General features: G+C 33.6%; 15 protein-coding genes. 4 read left to right on the plus strand and 11 right to left on the minus strand.

Annotated features, from left to right (window positions below):
* The first annotated feature begins 213 nt into the window (after positions 1-213).
* A complete protein-coding gene (locus DKT72_RS12210) occupies positions 214-702 on the plus strand; it encodes a DUF4890 domain-containing protein (protein WP_162623309.1) in 489 nt (162 codons plus the stop codon).
* A gap of 69 nt (positions 703-771) precedes the next feature.
* Here the strand turns inward: DKT72_RS12210 and hemL are convergent, their stop codons facing one another.
* The 4 genes from hemL to DKT72_RS12230 are packed head-to-tail and all read right to left on the minus strand — an operon-like array spanning position 772 to position 4,121.
* Positions 772-2,058 carry a glutamate-1-semialdehyde 2,1-aminomutase gene (hemL, locus tag DKT72_RS12215; protein ID WP_111309030.1) on the minus strand — a complete coding sequence of 429 codons (1,287 nt, stop codon included), beginning with the start codon at positions 2,056-2,058 and terminating at the stop codon, positions 772-774.
* A gap of 3 nt (positions 2,059-2,061) precedes the next feature.
* Positions 2,062-2,898 carry a glucosaminidase domain-containing protein gene (locus tag DKT72_RS12220; RefSeq protein WP_111309031.1) on the minus strand — a complete coding sequence of 279 codons (837 nt, stop codon included), beginning with the start codon at positions 2,896-2,898 and terminating at the stop codon, positions 2,062-2,064.
* 4 nt (positions 2,899-2,902) lie between these two features.
* On the minus strand, positions 2,903-3,790 hold the full coding sequence (locus tag DKT72_RS12225; protein WP_111309032.1) for a 1-aminocyclopropane-1-carboxylate deaminase/D-cysteine desulfhydrase: 888 nt from the start codon (positions 3,788-3,790) through the stop codon (positions 2,903-2,905).
* Entirely contained in the window at positions 3,783-4,121 is a 339-nt protein-coding gene (locus DKT72_RS12230) for a hypothetical protein (protein WP_111309033.1), read from the minus strand. The genes DKT72_RS12225 and DKT72_RS12230 overlap by 8 nt, the downstream gene beginning before the upstream one ends.
* A 50-nt stretch (positions 4,122-4,171) precedes the next feature.
* Here DKT72_RS12230 and DKT72_RS18270 point away from each other — a divergent pair, with 50 nt between their 5' ends.
* Positions 4,172-4,333, plus strand: a complete 162-nt coding sequence (locus DKT72_RS18270) for a C1orf53 family protein (protein WP_162623310.1) — start codon at positions 4,172-4,174, stop codon at positions 4,331-4,333.
* A 152-nt stretch (positions 4,334-4,485) separates the two neighbouring features.
* A complete protein-coding gene (locus DKT72_RS12235) occupies positions 4,486-5,034 on the plus strand; it encodes a DUF4136 domain-containing protein (protein WP_111309034.1) in 549 nt (182 codons plus the stop codon).
* 58 nt (positions 5,035-5,092) lie between these two features.
* On the opposite strand, the gene DKT72_RS12240 is transcribed toward DKT72_RS12235, so the two are convergent.
* A complete protein-coding gene (locus tag DKT72_RS12240; RefSeq protein ID WP_111309035.1) occupies positions 5,093-5,854 on the minus strand; it encodes an enoyl-CoA hydratase/isomerase family protein in 762 nt (253 codons plus the stop codon).
* A gap of 99 nt (positions 5,855-5,953) precedes the next feature.
* Between DKT72_RS12240 and DKT72_RS12245 the strand changes: the two genes are divergently transcribed.
* On the plus strand, positions 5,954-6,259 hold the full coding sequence (locus tag DKT72_RS12245; RefSeq protein ID WP_111309036.1) for a rhodanese-like domain-containing protein: 306 nt from the start codon (positions 5,954-5,956) through the stop codon (positions 6,257-6,259).
* 139 nt (positions 6,260-6,398) lie between these two features.
* On the opposite strand, the gene DKT72_RS12250 is transcribed toward DKT72_RS12245, so the two are convergent.
* The 6 genes from DKT72_RS12250 to DKT72_RS12275 form a co-directional block, all read right to left on the minus strand.
* Complete coding sequence (locus DKT72_RS12250) at positions 6,399-7,049, minus strand: response regulator (protein WP_111309037.1); 651 nt, start codon at positions 7,047-7,049, stop codon at positions 6,399-6,401.
* Positions 7,050-7,059: 10 nt separating this feature from the next.
* Positions 7,060-9,150, minus strand: coding sequence for an ATP-binding protein (locus DKT72_RS12255; RefSeq protein ID WP_111309038.1), 2,091 nt, complete (start codon positions 9,148-9,150; stop codon positions 7,060-7,062).
* A 541-nt stretch (positions 9,151-9,691) separates the two neighbouring features.
* A complete protein-coding gene (locus DKT72_RS12260) occupies positions 9,692-11,575 on the minus strand; it encodes an outer membrane protein assembly factor BamB family protein (protein WP_111309039.1) in 1,884 nt (627 codons plus the stop codon).
* Positions 11,576-11,608: 33 nt separating this feature from the next.
* On the minus strand, positions 11,609-12,136 hold the full coding sequence (locus DKT72_RS12265) for a DUF6252 domain-containing protein (RefSeq protein ID WP_111309040.1): 528 nt from the start codon (positions 12,134-12,136) through the stop codon (positions 11,609-11,611).
* A 197-nt stretch (positions 12,137-12,333) separates the two neighbouring features.
* Positions 12,334-15,939, minus strand: coding sequence for a DUF8696 domain-containing protein (locus DKT72_RS12270; RefSeq protein ID WP_111309041.1), 3,606 nt, complete (start codon positions 15,937-15,939; stop codon positions 12,334-12,336).
* 17 nt (positions 15,940-15,956) lie between these two features.
* A complete protein-coding gene (locus tag DKT72_RS12275; protein ID WP_111309042.1) occupies positions 15,957-19,034 on the minus strand; it encodes a LamG-like jellyroll fold domain-containing protein in 3,078 nt (1,025 codons plus the stop codon).
* Positions 19,035-19,057 lie beyond the last annotated feature (23 nt).

Here is a 19,057-nt window from a genome sequence, read left to right on the forward strand (position 1 = left end):
AAAGCCCTCAAGTGTTAATTTTTTTAAGAAATCAACATTTATTTCCAAACTTCACCTCTTGTAAATAAGATTTAAGTTAAAAAAAATAAACATATAACATATTCATTTTTAAAAACTTAACAGATGTTAATGTATAGTTAAAAAACCTATACGCATTAAACCATTCTAAATTTGTTAAGTCCTATTGACAAACAAAACAAACATAATAAAGGCATGAAAAAAATATTATTAATTGCTATAGCTTTCATCTCTATCAAAGGTATAGCGCAACAAAAAATGGGGCATCTTGATAGAAAAGAAATGACTCGAAAAATGATTTCTTTAACACCTGAAGAATCTGCTGGCTTGCAAACCAAAAGAATGACTTTACAATTGGATTTAAATGATTTCCAACAAAAGGAAGTCTATAAATTAAACTTACAAAACGCTAAGAAACGCAAAGACATGATGGCCTCTAATAAGGCAAAAAGAGATAATGGTAATATGGAAAGACCATCAAAACAGGAACTATTAAAAATGAGGAATGACAGACTAGACATGCAAATCGCCACAAAAATAAAGATGGCTTTTATTCTAAATACTGAACAACGTGCAAAATGGGAGACAATACAAGAGGAAATGAAGCATAATTTTAAAAATAGCATGAAAAACAACAAACGATTTGCTCAAAATCGAACCCCTTTCATCCCAAGAAGATTTTAAATAGAGTTAATAATAGTTACAGTTGAATTACTTAGTAATGAAAGCATTTCCAAATTGGAAATGCTTTTTTTATAATGTTTTTGAAACCTTATTAACGGCATTAATGGTAAAATCTAAATCCTCAAAAGTCAAGGCATCGGTTATGAACCAAGTTTCAAAAGCACTAGGTGCAATGTAAACTCCTTCATCTAATAAACCATGGAAAAATTTTTTAAAAGTATCATTATTTCCTTTAGCAGATGTCTCAAAATCTATAACGTCATCTTTAGCAAAGTGAACGGAAATCATAGAACCTACTCTATTTATGGTATGAACAATCTTATTTTTATTCAAAACCAAAGCCATCCCTTTATGCAAATATTCAGTCTTTTCATCCAGTCTATTAAAAACCTCGGGGTCAGTATTCAACCCAGTAAGCATGGCTAATCCGGCTGCCATTGCTAAGGGGTTTCCGCTTAATGTACCAGCTTGATACACAGGACCCACTGGAGCTAAAAAATTCATAATCTCTTCTCTTGCCGCAAAGGCTCCTACTGGTAAACCGCCCCCTATTACTTTACCAAAACAAACAATATCTGCTTTAATATTATAAAGATCTTGTGCACCACCTTTAGCCAGTCTAAACCCGGTCATCACCTCATCAAAAATTAGCAAGATATTATTAGCATCACATACATCTCTTAATGCTTTTAAAAAACCTTCTTTTGGTGGAATACACCCCATATTTCCAGCTACCGGCTCTATAATAATACAGGCTATCGCATTTGGATTAGCTGCAATCAATTCTTTTACATTTTCAATATCATTATATCTAGCAAGCAAGGTATCTTGTGCGGTACCTTTTGTAACCCCAGGACTATTGGGCGTTCCAAAAGTACTTGCACCACTACCCGCTTGTATTAAAAATGAATCGCTATGACCGTGGTAGCAACCAGCAAATTTGATTATTTTATCTTTCCCCGAATAACCACGAGCTAATCTTACCGCACTCATGCACGCTTCAGTACCTGAATTAACAAATCGAATTTTATCAATATTAGGCACCATAGAAACTGCTAATTCAGCAATTTGGGTTTCAATTTCTGTCGGCATCCCAAACGATGTACCCTTTTTAGCTTTTTCTATAACAGCATCTACCACGGGCTGATAAGCATGACCTAAAATCATTGGCCCCCAGGAGTTGATGTAATCAATTAAACGGTTGCCATCTTCATCATACAAATAAGCACCTTTTGCTTCTTTTACAAAAATAGGAGTCCCTCCTACACCTTTAAAGGCTCTAACAGGAGAATTAACACCTCCAGGAATAACACGTTCTGCCTCTATAAATAAGGCACTACTTCGTTTGTAAATCATATATTAAAAGTTTTTTGAAGATGATTTTATAAGCAATTCTTGTCCTATACTTAAGGCATTGTCTTTTAAACCATTTATATCCTGAAGTTCTTTTACAGTCATATTATATTTTTTGGAAATGGAATACAAAGTATCTCCTTTTATTACTGTATAGGTATTAATATTAACGTTGTTTGAAGCGACAGTTCCTTTATTTTTATATCCCACAACCGCTTCATCAAATTTATACAACTCGTAGCGTTCAATCAAACTAATTAATTTGTCGGGATATTTTCTATCGGTTGCATAACCTGCAGCTTTTAATTCTTTTGCCCAACCTTTATAATCGTCCTTTTTTAAATCAAATAAGTTAGAATATCTTTTTCTGGTTGTTAAAAACAAGGAATGATCTCTATACGAATATTTGGGATCTATATATTTTCTGAAACATTCCTGATCGGCATCATCATCATGATAAATTCTATCACCCGTCCAATCATGGCATTTTATTCCGAAATGGTTATTAGCTTCCATCGAAAGTCTTCCCTTACCAGAACTTGACTCTAAAATACCCTGTGCTATAGTAATACTGGCAGGAATGCCATATAAACGCATTTCTTCCTGTGCTATGGCACTGAATGTCGCTATATAATCTTCGGTAGAACTTATATTGTTTTTGGTTTGGTTAGTGCCTGTTGATTCAGGAAACTCTTTAACAACAGGTTTATCTTCAGTTTTTCGGTCAATAACAACACGCTCTGTATTCGTTTTCCTTGCCGCTTTTTTTCTTGCTGCTTCCTTCTTGGAGCCACAGCTAAAAATCATGATTCCCAAAAACAATACGAGCCCAATCTTTTTCATTTCCTTATTCAATTAATGGTAATTTTTTTTGTTTTAATTTACTGTTCATCCCTTCAATGCCTTGTAATCCTCCTGTGTGAATGGCTAAAATTTTTGATCCTTTGGGAAAATAACCCTTTTGGATTAAATCAAAAATTCCAAACATCATTTTCCCTGTATAAACAGGATCTAAGGGTATATCATGCTTTTCTTTAAATTCATTTATAAAACGGATAAGTTCTAAATTAATTTTAGCATAGCCCCCAAAATGATAGTCCGAAACGAGTTTCCAAGTGTTTTTCGATACAAATTTACTAATATCTTCTTGTAAAAAAGCCCCTTTTAAAGCAGGAAAACCTAAAATTTGTTGACTAGGTTGTGAACAATTTATAAGTCCACTAATAGTTCCTCCTGTACCCACCGGTGTACATATATAATTAAATTCCATATCAGATTCCTTTAATATCTCTTCACAACCTTTTATTGCCAAATCGTTGGTACCACCTTCGGGAATGATATAAAAGTCTTGAAACTTATCTATTAACTTGTCATTTCGATAGGCTTCTCTGGTAACAAATTTAAATTGCATACCACAGTCTCTAGAAAACGTTAGGGTTGGGTTATCATTAATTTTACCTTCTAATTCATTTCCTCTAATAATTCCTAAAGTTTCAAATCCAAACTGTTTTCCTGCAAAGGCAACTGCTGCAATATGGTTAGAATAAGCACCACCAAAGGTTAAAAGTTTAGTAAAACCTAAATGTTTTGCTTCTGCAATATTATATTTAAGTTTTCTATATTTATTTCCAGAAATAAATGGATGGATTTGATCTTCACGTTTTATAAATAGTTCAACACCATATTCTAAAGGCAGATTGATTTTCTGATTGATACTTTTGTCTAAATTAAACATGATGGTCGTTAATATAATTTAAAAATTGCCAAAAAGACCTTTCCTTCAAGTATAGTAAATTATATTCATTTCGATAAGCTTCGCGTTCAAAAGAAATATTTCGGTAAGCCATATGCCATGTTTTATACTGATATAATCTTACCAGAAATTCAATTACATAGATTATATAAAAAGGAATAATTAACAACTCCAGTTGCTGTTTTAAATGAATCTTTTCATGATTCAACAAAAATACATCTTCACATAAATATGCATCCTTAATAAATACAAATGGGAAAAACGTAAAGCCAGTATAACCTTTTGGCACTAAATATTTAGAAACTATAATCATAAGTTAACACCTTCAAAAAATAGTCTAATTTACATTATCTTTGTTATATTATGAAGAAAATAATACCTGTTGAAGAAGGTGATTTTTACCTAACACCCGAAGGTTACAGATGTTTTACAGAGCAATATCATTTAAAACGTGGCTATTGCTGTGAAAATGCTTGCAGACATTGCCCATATGGCTTTGATAAAAAAAGCAGATATACAAATTAAATTTTGAACGGTTGGTTTTAAGCCAGTTGGTATGATTCTTGATGCTTATATAATATACTGGAAACTATTTAAAAACGAATGCTATAACTGTTTTAACTCTAAGATTTCAGGAAAAATTGTAAAAAAAAGAAAATAAAAAAAACAACAACCCTATGAAAAATGTATTTAAAACCGTGCCGCTTTTAGTCATTCTATTTGTGGTAACATCCTGCAGCTCTGTGCGTGTCGCCACAGATTACGATAAAAATGCCAATTTCGGCACTTATAAGACCTTTGCTTTTTTTAAAAATGGTATCGATAAAGCAGAAATTAATGATTTGGATAAGCGTAGAATTCTTCACGCTATAGAAAATGAACTTTTAGCCAAAGGTTTTACCAAATCTGAAAATCCAGATTTATTGGTCAGTATCTTTACCAAGTCCAACCAACGTGTTGATGTTTACAACAACTACTGGGGTTATGGTGGTTGGGGCTGGGGAGGTTTCTACAGTCCATGGGGATGGGGATGGAACCAACCCAATGTATCTACCAGTACAGAAGGCGTATTATATGTAGATTTACTGGATGCCAAGAAAAAAGAATTGGTATGGCAAGGCATGGGAACTGGGTATTTAAACCGAAATATGGAACAAAAAGAAGCACGTATTAAAGAATTTGTTTCAAAAATTATGGAAAAATATCCTCCAGGCTCACACCAATAACTATAAAACAAAAAAGCAACTTTTATTAAGTTGCTTTTTTGTTTTAAGATATTTCCAATTATCTAAATCGTTTTAATGTTGACTTTGTAAATTCACTTAAAACTAAAGCACCACTTATTTTAGCTCTATCAATTAACAACGTATCCCAGTGTTCAGTATCTTGCCAAAAAACAGATTTCATTTGTTTTAAAGCTTCAGGATTATACCCACTTAATTTTTCTGCTAAACTTTTCACTGCGTCGTCCATCGCTTCTACAGTTTCAAAAACATCGGCATACAATCCTTTTTCTTTTGCCCATTCAGCAGTAAAAAAAGTTTCCGCATCTATCGTCATTTGAGACATGGCAGCTAATCCTATTTTTCTTGAAACGACTGGTTCAATCACAAAAGGGCCAATACCAATACTAAATTCACTCAATCTAATAGAAGCAAATTTGCTAGCCAGACAATAATCTGCTGCCGCGGCCAAACCAACACCACCTCCAACAGTTTTTCCTTGAACACGACCAATTATGAGTTTTGGACATTTACGCATAGCATTGATAACATGAGCAAAACCAGAAAAAAAAGCCTTTCCTTTTTCGGCACTATCAACTTCTATCACCTCATTAAAACTAGCTCCAGCGCAAAAGGTTCTATCTCCCCCACTTTTTAAAACAATTACGTTTATGGCTTCGTTTTTTCCAGCTTCATCAATAGTTTTTTTTAATTGTAACAAAATATCACTTGGCATCGAGTTCCTATTGGGATGAAAGAATTCTATGTATCCAATGGTGTTTTCTATAATAAGTTTTACGTAAGATTCTATCTCTTTTTGCATTATTCAGAATTAAAAATCGAAGATACTGAAAAAAAATTGTGGTAACTATTGTTACTTTCAATTTGAAATTAAATAACGTATTTTGTAAAAAACAATACGATGGGATTTTTAGATTTTATTTTTGGAAACAAAAAAAGGCAAATTGAAAGCTATTTAAAAAATGGTGCCGTTATATTAGATGTACGCACAAAAAACGAATGGAACAATGGGCATATTGAACATGCTATCCATATTCCTTTAGACGAATTAAACAAGAGAGTTAGCGAAGTAAAAAAACTAAACAAGCCTATTATTACATGTTGTCAAAGCGGTATGCGCTCTGCTAAAGCTGCTCAATTTTTAGCGTTGAACAATATAGATGCCACGAACGGTGGTGGTTGGGTTAGTTTAAAAACAAAGCTATAATTACAAAATATTTGATATAAAAAAACATTAGTTTTCTTCGACATAAAAAGCCTAACTAATGTTAATGATCAATTCAAATATTTTTCACAAATATAGCTTCTTAAATACTATGGGATATTATCTAAAAGTTAACCTAACTTTATATTAAGTTATTTTTTTTAGCCTTTTCTACAGCTTCCAATTTATTATGGACTTGTAGTTTTTTATAAATATTTTCGATATGTTTTCTTATGGTTCCTGTAGATAAAAATAAATGCTCCGCAATGATACTATAACTTAAACCTTTACTGAGTTGTTCTAGAACTTGAACTTCTCGATCAGTAAGTCTAATATCATCTTGAACCTCGTCACATTTAAAATCGATTGGATTACGAAGGAGTCTTAACGTTTTTAATGCAATGGATGGATTCATAGCCGCACCGCCATTTAAGGTGTCCAAAATACCATCATGCAAATCTTTTGCATTAATTTCTTTTAACAAATAACCATCTGCTCCCGCTTTTATGGCATTGAAAATATTTTCGTCATTATCAAAAACCGTGAGCATAATAATTTTTATATGCGGATATTTTTGTTTAACGATTTCGGTAGTTTCAATGCCATTTAATATGGGCATTTCAATATCCATAAGTATTAAATCAACGTTATGATTTGCTTGTAAACGGGTTAGTAAATCGGTTCCATTTATTGCAGTAAACTTAACGCTTAAGTCATCAAAGAAAGAAAGCTTTTCTTTGACTGCATTTATTAAAAACGAATTATCATCTACAATGCCTATTTTCACAATCATAACTTTAAAATTACATGATTAATACAATGTTGCTCCCTTTATTTATTTGACTTTTTATGGTCATGTTTGCTCCAATATCGGCAGCTCGTTTTTTCATATTGTTTATGCCATTACCAAACTCTATGTTGTTTTCATCAAATCCATTACCATCATCTACAACTGAAATTTCTAAACGATTATCGACCAGTTTAAATGTTACTGTAATATTCTTAGGATCAGCATATTTTAAGGCATTATTAATAGCCTCTTGAATAATTCTGTAAATATTCATGCCTTGAACCGAAGTGAATATGGTGTCTTTTGATAATTCTGGATCTACATGAAATTCAAAAGTAATATTGTTAGATACCATGAAGGCTTTATCTATATAATTTGAAATTCTAGCTTGCAAATCTTCCAGTGAAATTTCGCTTTTATTCATGGCCCAAATAGTATCTCGTAACTCATAAATAGTTTCTTTAGTAAAGGCACTAATAGTTGAAAGTTTATCTGTTAACTTATCGTTTGTTATTTTAAAGCCATATTGAATATTTTCTATAGAAGATATAATAAATGTAAGTTGAGCTCCAATATTATCGTGTAAATCCCTTGAAATGGTAAGTCTCTGTTCTTGTAAACTATTTTGGGTTTCAATTTTTATAAGCGCTTCTTTTAATTCGCTTTCTTTTTGTAATTGTTGGTTTTTTAATTTTTGCTGTTTGTACAATAAATAACCTAATAATGAAATTATTAATGCTAAAATGGAAAGCCCGTAAATCTGAGTGTTTTTTTGATTTATATTAAGTTCCTTTTCTGCAATATTGGCACGTTGCGATAGTATTTCTTTTTCTTTTTTTTCGGTTTCATATTTAATTTCAAACTCAGATATTTTCTCTTTAAGAGAATTTTTTGAAAGTTCTTGTTCTACTTCATATTGCTTATTTAAATAATCATACGCTTTAGAGTAATCTTTCTTATTACCATATAAAATAGCTAAATTTTTGTAAATATTAGCAATATCAGATGGATTTTCAGATTCAATAATTAGAGGTAATGCTTTTAAAAAATAAGTTTCAGCTTCTGAAATTTTATTGATTTTAAGATAATTGACCCCTAGATTAAGCCACGTAATTCTAAGTGTTTGAATATCCTGTACTTTTTGAGCTTCATCTAAAACTGATTTATATATTTCAATAGCTTGCAAAGGTTTATTTCTAACAGTTGCCAATTGAGCCATTCCTGTTTTTGAGAAAAGTATAACCTTTCCATAGTTAACTTCTTTTGCTTTACCTAAAGCCAATTCGTAATATTCTTCGGCTTTTCCATAATACATAGTATCATTATTCTTCTCTCCTATTTCTTTATACATCCCAGCAACATTATATAGACTATTTGCAATATCTACTTTACTGGTACTGTTTTCCTTTATTTTTAATGATTTCAAATAAAAATCCAGTGCTTTTTTATACTCTTTCATGTCCTCATAAATAAGACCTATATTATTAAATGATTTACCTAATGCTGTAGAATCATTTAATTTTTCGGCCAGTTTTATTGCTTTTTGATGAACATCCAAAGAAGATTCTGCTTCTCCCAAATAAGACATTGCTAGAGCTTTATTGTTAAGAAATCTTAATTGATCTTCTTCATTTTTTTCATTTTCAGCTAATTGGAGTGCTTTATTAAAACTCTCTAAAGCCATCTTAAAATCTCCTTTATAAAAATTTAGCAAACCAAAATCACCATAATATTTATTGTATAGAAAATAATTGTAATTAGATTTTAGTTTTTCCCAAGATTGGCTGTAATATTTAGTAGATGTTTCATAATCACCTTTTATTATATATAGTTGGGCATATTTTAATAAACTGTGTATGTAAACTTCATCTAAATCTTTTCTGTCTTTAGTATATTTTAATGCCTTTAAAATATAAACTTCTGCAGAATCTTTATTTTTATCAAAAAACTGGTCAACTAATAAATTTAAAGCTTTACCTTTTTCTTCCTCTATTTTACTTTCTTTATAGATAGTTTTTAAACTATCTATAATCTTTGAATTATCTTGAGAGAAACCAACAGAATTAAATATTACAAAAATGGTGATACTAAAGAATTGTCTCATCTTTAAATTTAATTGGAATTTAAATGGATTTTAAAAAGTAGAATGAGGTCTTGGTCAATTTTTAAAATGCGCTGAACAAGAGAGTTATTTAGAGTATCTAATAATGAGATTTGATTTAAAATTCTTTGATTTTTCAACTTTTCTAAAATTAAACATTCTTTCAAAATGGTTTGTTTTTCCTTACCTAGGTCTATCAATTTATTATTCTTTAATAATATATATATTATTGAGAAAAACGAACATACTATAAGAGTTAAGATAAAAATATTAAAAATCATGATTGAAACTTTATTTTATTACAATTAAAAAAACCTGAATATTTTAAGAACAACTTTAGATTTATATCATAAAAAAACACCGGTTTTAAATCATCTTTAAAGGATTTAAGAAACCGATGCCTTTTATTTGAATTGATTAATAGCAAAGTAAATCTAACTTAATATATTGAACATCAACTAATTTTTCGATTAAACGTTATTAAAAAAGATTAAGCGTAATAATAAATTACTACGCCTAATCGAACAAATCTCAACAACAAGATTTATTTTTGAAGGTTATAAGCATAGATGGTTTTATCGTTTGCTTTATAATATAAAACCCCTGCAAGTTCGTCCACTTGGTATTCTGGTTTTTTATCTTTTAATAAAATTTCTTTATCCACTTTACCTGTATCTTTATTTACTTTAACCAATCCAACACCATCATTAAGTTTAGTTAGTATGAATTGAGCATTTTCGGTTGCTGCCGTAGCTTTAAAACGTTTTGACATCATCGCAAAAGAAGCATCTCCTATAGAAGCAAACATATCGGCAGCACGTTTATTTTCTTTTCCGTAATCGTTATAATTGCTTAAATCGTTAGAACTTCCATAAGAATTTGTTCTGTTCATTCCTGCTTTGGCTGCATGAGCCATAGCCAGCCCAGTTGAAGCTATTGCCATTGCTCCTGATAATACTTTTACAAAACCACTTTGTGAAGGCGATTTATAATACTCATGGTATATTTCTGTTCCATCTCCACCTAGCATCATCACGTTTTGAGAAGAACTTAAAAATATATTGCCATTTCTCATTTCCATAGTACTGGCGACTTCTTTTTCTTCAAATTTAGTTTTTGCTAATTCAGACACATCACCAGAGTTGGCGTCAATTGAATAAACAACCCCATCTGCTGCAATCAAATACCTTTTTTTGGCACTGTCAAAAGTAGACGCTACAGCTGCCGAATTCTTATATTTTAATGGTTTGCTCCATACTTGGTCACCCGTTTTTAAGTCTACAATATTAGCATCTTCACCTGTAATATAAATTAAACCTTGAGGTGATTCGGCCATCACCATAATGTTTGCTCCTGTTTTTAAAGGTTTTTTGAATAGTGTTTTGCCATCAAAAGAAATCTTATTGATGCCGCCTTGTTGAATTCCAAATAAGATACCATCTTCTTGCACATAAAAATGCTGAACAAAACCTTTTGTTTTTGGCGCTTTTTCCCATAAGTCCTCACCTGATGATGCACTTAAAAAAGCTATTTCAGATTCTTCTCCAGCCATTTTATCACTAACAACCGCCAAACCTTGAGGCAAAATCTGGAAATTAGACACGTTTCCTTGTACTTTTCTGTCGTCTTTCCAGAGTTCAGCACCATTACTTCCTATTTTATGAATTCGTGTATTTTTACCATTCACCGTAGTTTCAAAACCATAAATTTCTTTTTCTGTTTCATCGGCAACCATCCAGTTTACACCTTTTATTTTGCATTCCCACAAATCATCACCGTTATGTTTTTTTGCAATTAACCCTTGTGCGGTTGGCACAATTAAAAAGTCTTTTAATAATAATGGCACGCCAGTCACACTAAAATCTTTAGAGATACCAACTCTTCCTGGTTTATCTAGAAAGAAACTAAAATCAAGTTTCTGGGTACTTAAATCATAAACAGCTACTTTAGGAGTCATTTTTTCAAATTTGTCTCCTTCTTTTTGAATCCCACTGACAATCAATTTGTTTTGTGGCAAAACGATATTACAAGTGTAAATTTGATTCCAATTATCATTTTCAGAATTAAAAATCACTTTTCCAGAAATATAATTTATAACGGCACGTTTGGTTTTTGCAATACCAGCAAATTTAGACCCTACCCCTTGAGACACCACTATATATGGGGAGTCTGGTATAAAATCTGTTTCTTCTGGACTCAGTTTCCCAAAATTGTTAAACGTAAATACAGGTTTGCTTTCATTGGGATTAATACCTACCAATCCATCATTGGTTGCGGCGACTAATATACCTCCTACGGTTAAAGTCATTTCGTTAATATTTGCTCCTAAATCATAGGCATTTTGTGGTGTTTCAGCCTTTTGAGCAGTTGTTAGATTTACTATTAGAATTCCTGTTAACAGTAAAATAAATTTGTTTAATTTTCTCATTGTTGATTTTGTTTTATTTAGATTGTTATTTAATTAAAAAGATTGTTTTACCAAATTAAATGAACCTTCGGTTACGCTCTTTGTTGAATCATCGTTAGAGTTTTTACAGGTAAATTGGAATGTGCCAATGACATTTGTATCTGTTTCTTCAGAAATTTTAATCTCCCCAACAACACCAGAATCTTGATATGGCGCAGACCATGTTTGGGAGTTCAAGGGGTCATTAATGTTGGGCTCCATGTAGGAGGCGATTACAAATACGTTAGAATCTGATAGCTGATACGTCCCTACGCCTTCATAACCATTGATAATCATATTAATGGCCTGCGATGATGTGTTGCCTTGCATAGTCAAAGTAGTTTGAGCCCCCCCTGTTACAACACTCGCAAATGAGGTTATTTTCATGGAAGTAAAAGTATCTCCCTCAATTTTGGCAACAATAGTTCCCTCTCCTGCAGCCCCATTGCTACCGCCATCATCATTGCTAGAGCAAGAGTAGAAGGTGACCAATAATAGGCAAGAAGCTGTAAAAAGTAAAATAAGTTGTTTTAGTTTTTTCATTTTAAATTATTTCATGATTAATAGCATCACAAATTTGAAATTTAAAAGAAGGTGAATCAATACGATGAATTACGTATATTAGAATAATAGAAATCTATTGAAAAGAAAAAGGTTGCCCAAAATGGACAACCTTTTTAATAATAAAATAAAGTGATTACTCTATAAAACAGATATTTATAAAAAAAATAACAAGTTTTTTATCTTATATAAATTTCCACTCTAGCAGATCGATTGATTCCTTTTACTTGGGTACCACTCCAAACTCCATAATCTCCGGATGAATAATTTCCATAAGCGGTAGACATGCCAATACCCCCAGAAGCATCATTACTACCTTGATCGGCTTCGTTATTCCAAGCAAACCCCCAGCGAACTTTAGCAGCTGCAGCCCCAGAATAATTGATGCCGTAGAAAGTAAAGCCTTCTTGTTTAGAAAAGATATTGGTGTTATAACCAGAAAATGTCATGCTTCCATTTGTTGCCGTATAATAAGTAATTTGACTTCCACTAAATTTTGAAATTAATGTCGTTCTTAAACCTCCCGAATGAAAATTGTTTTGTAACCAGCTCCACTGCATTAACCCATCTATACTACCACTTTCTCCTGAAATATTCGAAATATCTGGCCATAACGCCATCATATCTTTTGCTAAAAATCCGTTCATAACATCATACTTAGCATCACCATTGTTTCGAGAAACATCGGTTGGATTTAAAGTATTAGCTGTCGTCCAGTAATTTGCATTATAATTAAATGTGGTTCCCGTAGTAGTCTTTAATGCTAGCATCCATCCGCCTCCATCATAAGCACTATTCATTATGCAATAGGTTTGTTTAGGCCCATAACCAGGCACATCTATCCAATAAACACCATCAGGAGATGAGGGATAATCCGTTTTTATTTGCATGGCACTTGTGCCTGCAGCCGTAGCACTCGACCCATCTTTAGATTTTGTTAATACTATTTGTCCATGAGTAGTTACTGAACTACCACTCGCTTTTTCTCCATTTTTATTGACATAATTAAGATCTGTTGAAGTTATCTTTCCATTGATTGTAACTACAGGAATGCTACTAACTGTTAACAGTGCTGTTATACTAGAACTGATATAGTTAGCATCCGGTGCTTGAGTTGCTGTAATAGTAGTTTTACCCGCACTTAGAATCGTTACTGTCGTTCCGCTAATAGTGGCCACAGCAGTATTACTACTGGTATAACTAAAAGAACCTGTACTATTTGAAGTAGGTGGTTCAATAGTGAAAGGGCCATCAAAATACCTTTTATTAATATTGTTGAAATTAGAAATTGTTGCGGCTATTCCCGTAGCTAGGCTTACTCCTGTTGTGCTACTACCACAACCATTAGTTCCCGTAATGGTATAAGTTGTAATTGGACTGGTTACTGTTGGTGTCCCACTTATTGTTCCATTACTTCCAAAAATTAGGCCTGTTGGTAAGGCCGGAGCTATTGAATAGCCTCCTGCCACTACCGCACCTCCTGAATTTGTTATCACTATATCTGTAATCGCCGAATTCAATGCATAATATTGTGTCCCCGAAACCGAATTACTCAAAACAGGGGCTTGATTAGCAACTGTAACTGTTACAGTACTTGGAACAGCACATGCATTTGAAGTATCAATTACCGAATAAGTAGTTGTAACAGATGGTGTTGCAGTAACTGAAGCTGTATTGGTAGCGCTTAATCCTGTACTTGGTGACCATTGGTATGCAAATCCTCCACTTGCAGTTAATGTTATTGGAGTTCCTTGACAAATAATTGGGTCAGAACAATTGGTGTTCTCTGCTCCAAATGCAATATTTGCATAGTATTCATCTTTATCATAGGTCATTGTAATAGAGCTATGCAATCCTGGGAAACTTATAATAGTGAATCCTTCTGCTCCGGTCATTGTAGTAGACGTTGGATAAGTCATACCTTGTCCTGACCAAATAACGCTATATGGAACCGATGTTGTTATGCCAACCGTATTGCTTGGATTACCAATGCTTGAAAAAGCAACCTGTGGATTGTTTATGGGTTGGGCAAAGGTAATAGTAAAGGTTCCTGCTTTTTGATTCAATATTGTGGTACCATTAGGCACATTATATTGAGCCGGGAATGTAGAATAATTAAACATTGAAGGAGTAGTACCCAAACCTGGATTAGATTGCGTGACCGTTACACCAATACCATTCATTGTTCCTGTTGCTGTTGTAGGGGTTACATTGTTCCATGTTACCCAATCTAAACCAGTCGCAGCACACAATGAATTTGTAATTGTTAAGGGCTGAGGAATTGCTTTACAGGAAATTGCATAAGCTGCTGTGTAAACAGTAGCAGAGCAGTTTGCTATTACTGCTCTGAAATAATGGGTTCCTATTGAAGTTAACTGATATGACATGCTTGTAGTAGTATTTGCAATATCGGTAATCCCACTTGCAAAAGTACTACTAGTTGAAACTTGCCACTTGGTTACTGTACCACTGTATCCGTTCAAAATAAAATTCACATTATCATTGACACATAAGGAATTATTATCGGCTACAATATTTCCTGCAATGGCTTGACTTACATAAATACGTGTAGAAGAGGAAAACAATCCCGTACAATCGGGAGTATTAACTACTGCTCTATAATAAGTATTTTGGGTGATATTAGATACGGTAAGAGTAGTCGATGTATTTGCTATGTTAATCCCTGGAGTCAAAAAATCGTCATAGGAATATTGCCAGTTTGTCACGGTACCACCACTTACTAACCCCGTAAGATTTAAATTAGTCGTGTTTGTACCAGAACAAACAGTTGTATTTCCTCCCAAAATAGTTCCAGATGGGGCGCCTGTCAGGTACAAATTACGAGTAAAAACAACATTGGAACTAACATTATCAGTAGACATGCCACCATATTCTACAATATATGAAGAAAGTGTGGCATTAAAACTTAAATCATTCCAATGACCACTATTAGAAGAATAAAATTCTCCACAATCTTCACCACCATTACTTCCATTGGGTTCCCCTGGATTCCAATATGCAAACTGTCCTGGCTGTGTTACTGGAGAACCATTGCCTGAAGAAAACATGGTTCCTTTTTCTGGACCAGACACCCAATACCATTTTCCATCTGATGAACCTGCTCCTGTATTAGTTGGATACGTAGTTGTCCCTGTAGCTGCATTAATATAAACATTATTATCTGAAGCTCCCATCCATGAATCTGATGGTAATATTTTCCAAATAAAATTAGTTTCCGCTAAAGAGGTCATGGTTGCCAGATACCCTGCACGACCAAAATATGATTTGGTTTCGGCTCCCGCCAAAGCATCCGCCCATTTTATATTACCAGGAACATTCTCATAAAAATGACCATTTAAATTATTATAATACACATTTCCTACTACGAAACTTACTTGCCGTTGTTCTTGATAACATACAGCGGAAACCGTTTTTATGGTTACCGTTCTTAACAATGCTTGCCAGTTCGCCGCCGTTGTGGTTCCAGAAAACACCAGACTTCTGGTCGTTGCATTAAATGCTGTTGCACTAATACCACTTGGCAAAGTACCTGTATAAGATAACACATCTCCTGCTGTATAACTACCCGTAATAGTAACTGTAAAACTTTTAATGTTTCCATTGGCGGTAACAGTTAATGATGGATCTACTACCGTTTGCACAGCATTAGCTATTGTCAATGTACTGGTTGTACCAGCCACGTTAACTGTAGTAGCTTGAGAAAAAACCTTGCTCGCCATGCATAATACCATTAATAAAACATATTTTGTGTAGATCTTCATCATATAAAATTTAAAAAAGATTAGTTAATCCCAAATCTGCCTTTATTGTTATTAAAATGAGTAGTTAACTCTGAAGAAGACAAAGCCCTTGTGTATATTTTAAACATAGCCATATCTCCATTAAAAAAACGACTCGTTCCTTCCCAAGAACCAATTTTAAAAGGTTGGCTAACTGTAGTTGTTGAATTTCCTGCTAAGGATATTTGGTCGCTTAATATACCGTTCACAAAAAATTTAATAAAATCGCCCGTTTTAGAATAAACCACCGAAAGGTGATACCAGTTATTTGGATTAAATGTATATGAGAAATTATTAGTTCCTATGCCATTTATACCGAACTTAAGGGTATTTCCTAAAAAATAAAAAGATAACGTTCCTGATGTTGTTCCATCATGGCCAATTAAAGTATAATAACTGCCATTGGAAAGTGCTTTTGGATAAACCCATGTTTCAAAGGTCAATTCATTCGTATTAGGATATGTGTCGTTTAAATTAACAAAGTTATTGACGCCATTAAACACAAAACTATTGACATTACTTAAATTATAATTAAAATTATTTTTAAGCAATCCGTTATTAAAATGGCCGCTCAGGTCATACCAAGTATTATCTAATCTATTATAACTACTTTTAGCTTCTGAGTCTAACCACACCATCAAATTAGGGTCTGTATTTAAAGGGGATTTTACATTTATTAATTTTCCTCCTGATACCATCCCTTTTTCATCACTTATTTTTCCATTTGCATTTACATAATTAATTTTTGTAGCTATACTTTCTCCAAAGTTAGTCAGTATGGCTTCCGTTAAATTAACTCTTAAGTTAGCTGTAATAAAAGCTTGGTCAAAGCCACCGACTGCAGCCTGCGTTGCTGTAATAGTTGCAGTTCCTGGTCCTTTTATAGTTACTACATTCCCGATTACTGTAGCTACTGCCGAATTACTACTACTATAAGTAAAATTGCCTAAACTATTAGAAACTGGTGCTTTCAAAGCAAACGTACCATCAAAAAACATCTTATTAATATCACCAAAACTACTAAGTGTTGGCAATGGGATTTTATGAAGCAAAACGGTTTCCGAAGGATCATCTGCCAATGTGTTTCCATCAAGTTGCGTTTGTGTATTGCTAACAGTGTAGGTTGCCTGAAAACTGGAAGCAATATTATCTACAGTGGTTTTTACGGTTAGAATATGTTCTTCACCATTATACATGGTGCCTATGTTCCAATTATAGTTTTGTCCACTACCAGACCACGTACCAAAAGAGGGTGTTACACTACTTAAAGTTAAACCATTTGGAATAACATTATTAATTACTAAATTACTTAGTGTTCCCTCTCCAATGTATTTAGCTTTAATGGTGAATGTAATCATATCTCCAGGTTGTCCCGAAGACACATCAGCTACGTTACTCAATACAATTTCAGGATTACAATTCACTACAATTTGAGGAGCCGATTCATATATACAAGAACCTTTCACCACTTCTACAGAATATTTACCTGGAACACTGGGGGTTAAAGTTGTGCCAGTTTCACCAGGCATTAAAACACCTTCATTGAACCAACTATAACTTGAAAAACCTTCTGTAGCCTGTAGAATAGTACCTGGCAAGCATCCATCTCCTACCAGTTGAACCACCAAGTTTGGTACATTGTCTAAACCCGAGTAATACCCTGCCACACCTATTAAACCTGAAACTCCCGTATAACCAACAGCTATGGGTCCCGTAGCTGCTACTTTCACATTTCCAGTAAGACCGGAGGCATAGATGGTCTTCCATTCAGTAGTTCCTGCCACGGTTCGAACCGTATAATCGGCCGCTGTTTTGGTAGTCGTTCCATAAGTAATCACAATATCATTATTTGATATGGCGGTTGAAGCAATAATCGTTACACCTCCAGTAACCGTAAGTCCTGCTACTTCGTTTATAGAAGGGATATTGTCTATCGTACTAAACATTAAACAATTCACTGGGGAAATAAAATTAAGCCCACCTGTAGCAATTTGTGAGTCTCCCGACAATACTTGGTATACATAGATATCTTTATTGGCTGTTACAAACATATTACCACCAGCTGTATTTACCGAATAGTTGTTAGTAGACGGAATTATAGTATAATCACCAGCATTTAATGTCCTTATGGGTGTGGAGGAACCATTCACATAAACATCTGTTTCGTTCTGAGTAGCTATGACCACACCATATTCCTGTGCATCAATACCATTTCCTCTCACTAAAACATATTCTTTGCCAATGATGTTCTCTGGGGAAGGCTGGTCGATGCCCGCGTCCCATCCGCCGCCTGCTGCATCATCAATGCCTCTTAATAATAATGACCCATTACTAATAGCTATTTTTTTATTTGATACAATGCTTGCCCCTAACCAACCATCTTTATGTGCAGCGGTGCGATTTTCAACAACCTCAAAAACAAAAGATTGCCCTGCATTAAGCATGATTTGTTTGGTATCATCAGTCATTCCCGAAGCATTTGCACCAAGTCTAAAATTAATAGCTGGATCATAACCAAACACATCTACCACGGTACCGTCTTCTGTAGCCATGATTCCTAAGGTGGCGTTTACCCCTCCTGAATTATTTGTAGATGCTCCAGCTGGCAAACCTCCCCATTTAAATGATGTTCCTAAAGCTTGCCTTCCTTTAGAGGTCAAAGAAGTCCCCTGTGCCCCATTTCTACCTCTATAGTTTACATAAAATTTTTGTCCTCCTGCCGACTGTAATCTTAACCCAGAATTGCTAAGCACCACACCCGTATTAGTATTTGACACTAATGATATATCATTATCACCATCCGGTAAGGTATATACGTAAGGGATTGCATTTGAAACATTCACAGTTGCAAAAGGTGTTGTACTATTTCCTCTATAAATATGGACATTGAAAGCGACCGTCTCTGGGGTAGAGATATACAAGCTTTGATTGGTGATTGCCACATTATTTGTCGTTTGTTTTAACGGTGGCAAGTAATGCAAATCACTTAACTGGGCAAACACGCTATGTCCTAAAAAAAACAAGAAACAAATACAGGAAAATGTTATGTAGTTATTAAAAGGTATATATAATGTTTTCATAATTTGGTATATCAGTCACTTTA

The organism is Confluentibacter sediminis (assembly GCF_003258355.1).
Classification (GTDB): domain Bacteria; phylum Bacteroidota; class Bacteroidia; order Flavobacteriales; family Flavobacteriaceae; genus Confluentibacter; species Confluentibacter sediminis.

Excerpts from the sequence above, each read along its gene's own strand:
- DKT72_RS12210 (WP_162623309.1), top strand. The coding sequence starts at position 214 with ATGAAAAAAATATTATTAATTGCTATAGCTTTCATCTCTATCAAAGGT.
- hemL (WP_111309030.1), bottom strand. The coding sequence starts at position 2,058 with ATGATTTACAAACGAAGTAGTGCCTTATTTATAGAGGCAGAACGTGTT.
- DKT72_RS12220 (WP_111309031.1), bottom strand. The coding sequence starts at position 2,898 with ATGAAAAAGATTGGGCTCGTATTGTTTTTGGGAATCATGATTTTTAGC.
- DKT72_RS12225 (WP_111309032.1), bottom strand. The coding sequence starts at position 3,790 with ATGTTTAATTTAGACAAAAGTATCAATCAGAAAATCAATCTGCCTTTA.
- DKT72_RS12230 (WP_111309033.1), bottom strand. The coding sequence starts at position 4,121 with ATGATTATAGTTTCTAAATATTTAGTGCCAAAAGGTTATACTGGCTTT.
- DKT72_RS18270 (WP_162623310.1), top strand. The coding sequence starts at position 4,172 with ATGAAGAAAATAATACCTGTTGAAGAAGGTGATTTTTACCTAACACCC.
- DKT72_RS12235 (WP_111309034.1), top strand. The coding sequence starts at position 4,486 with ATGAAAAATGTATTTAAAACCGTGCCGCTTTTAGTCATTCTATTTGTG.
- DKT72_RS12240 (WP_111309035.1), bottom strand. The coding sequence starts at position 5,854 with ATGCAAAAAGAGATAGAATCTTACGTAAAACTTATTATAGAAAACACC.
- DKT72_RS12245 (WP_111309036.1), top strand. The coding sequence starts at position 5,954 with ATGGGATTTTTAGATTTTATTTTTGGAAACAAAAAAAGGCAAATTGAA.
- DKT72_RS12250 (WP_111309037.1), bottom strand. The coding sequence starts at position 7,049 with ATGATTGTGAAAATAGGCATTGTAGATGATAATTCGTTTTTAATAAAT.
- DKT72_RS12255 (WP_111309038.1), bottom strand. The coding sequence starts at position 9,150 with ATGAGACAATTCTTTAGTATCACCATTTTTGTAATATTTAATTCTGTT.
- DKT72_RS12260 (WP_111309039.1), bottom strand. The coding sequence starts at position 11,575 with ATGAGAAAATTAAACAAATTTATTTTACTGTTAACAGGAATTCTAATA.
- DKT72_RS12265 (WP_111309040.1), bottom strand. The coding sequence starts at position 12,136 with ATGAAAAAACTAAAACAACTTATTTTACTTTTTACAGCTTCTTGCCTA.
- DKT72_RS12270 (WP_111309041.1), bottom strand. The coding sequence starts at position 15,939 with ATGATGAAGATCTACACAAAATATGTTTTATTAATGGTATTATGCATG.
- DKT72_RS12275 (WP_111309042.1), bottom strand. The coding sequence starts at position 19,034 with ATGAAAACATTATATATACCTTTTAATAACTACATAACATTTTCCTGT.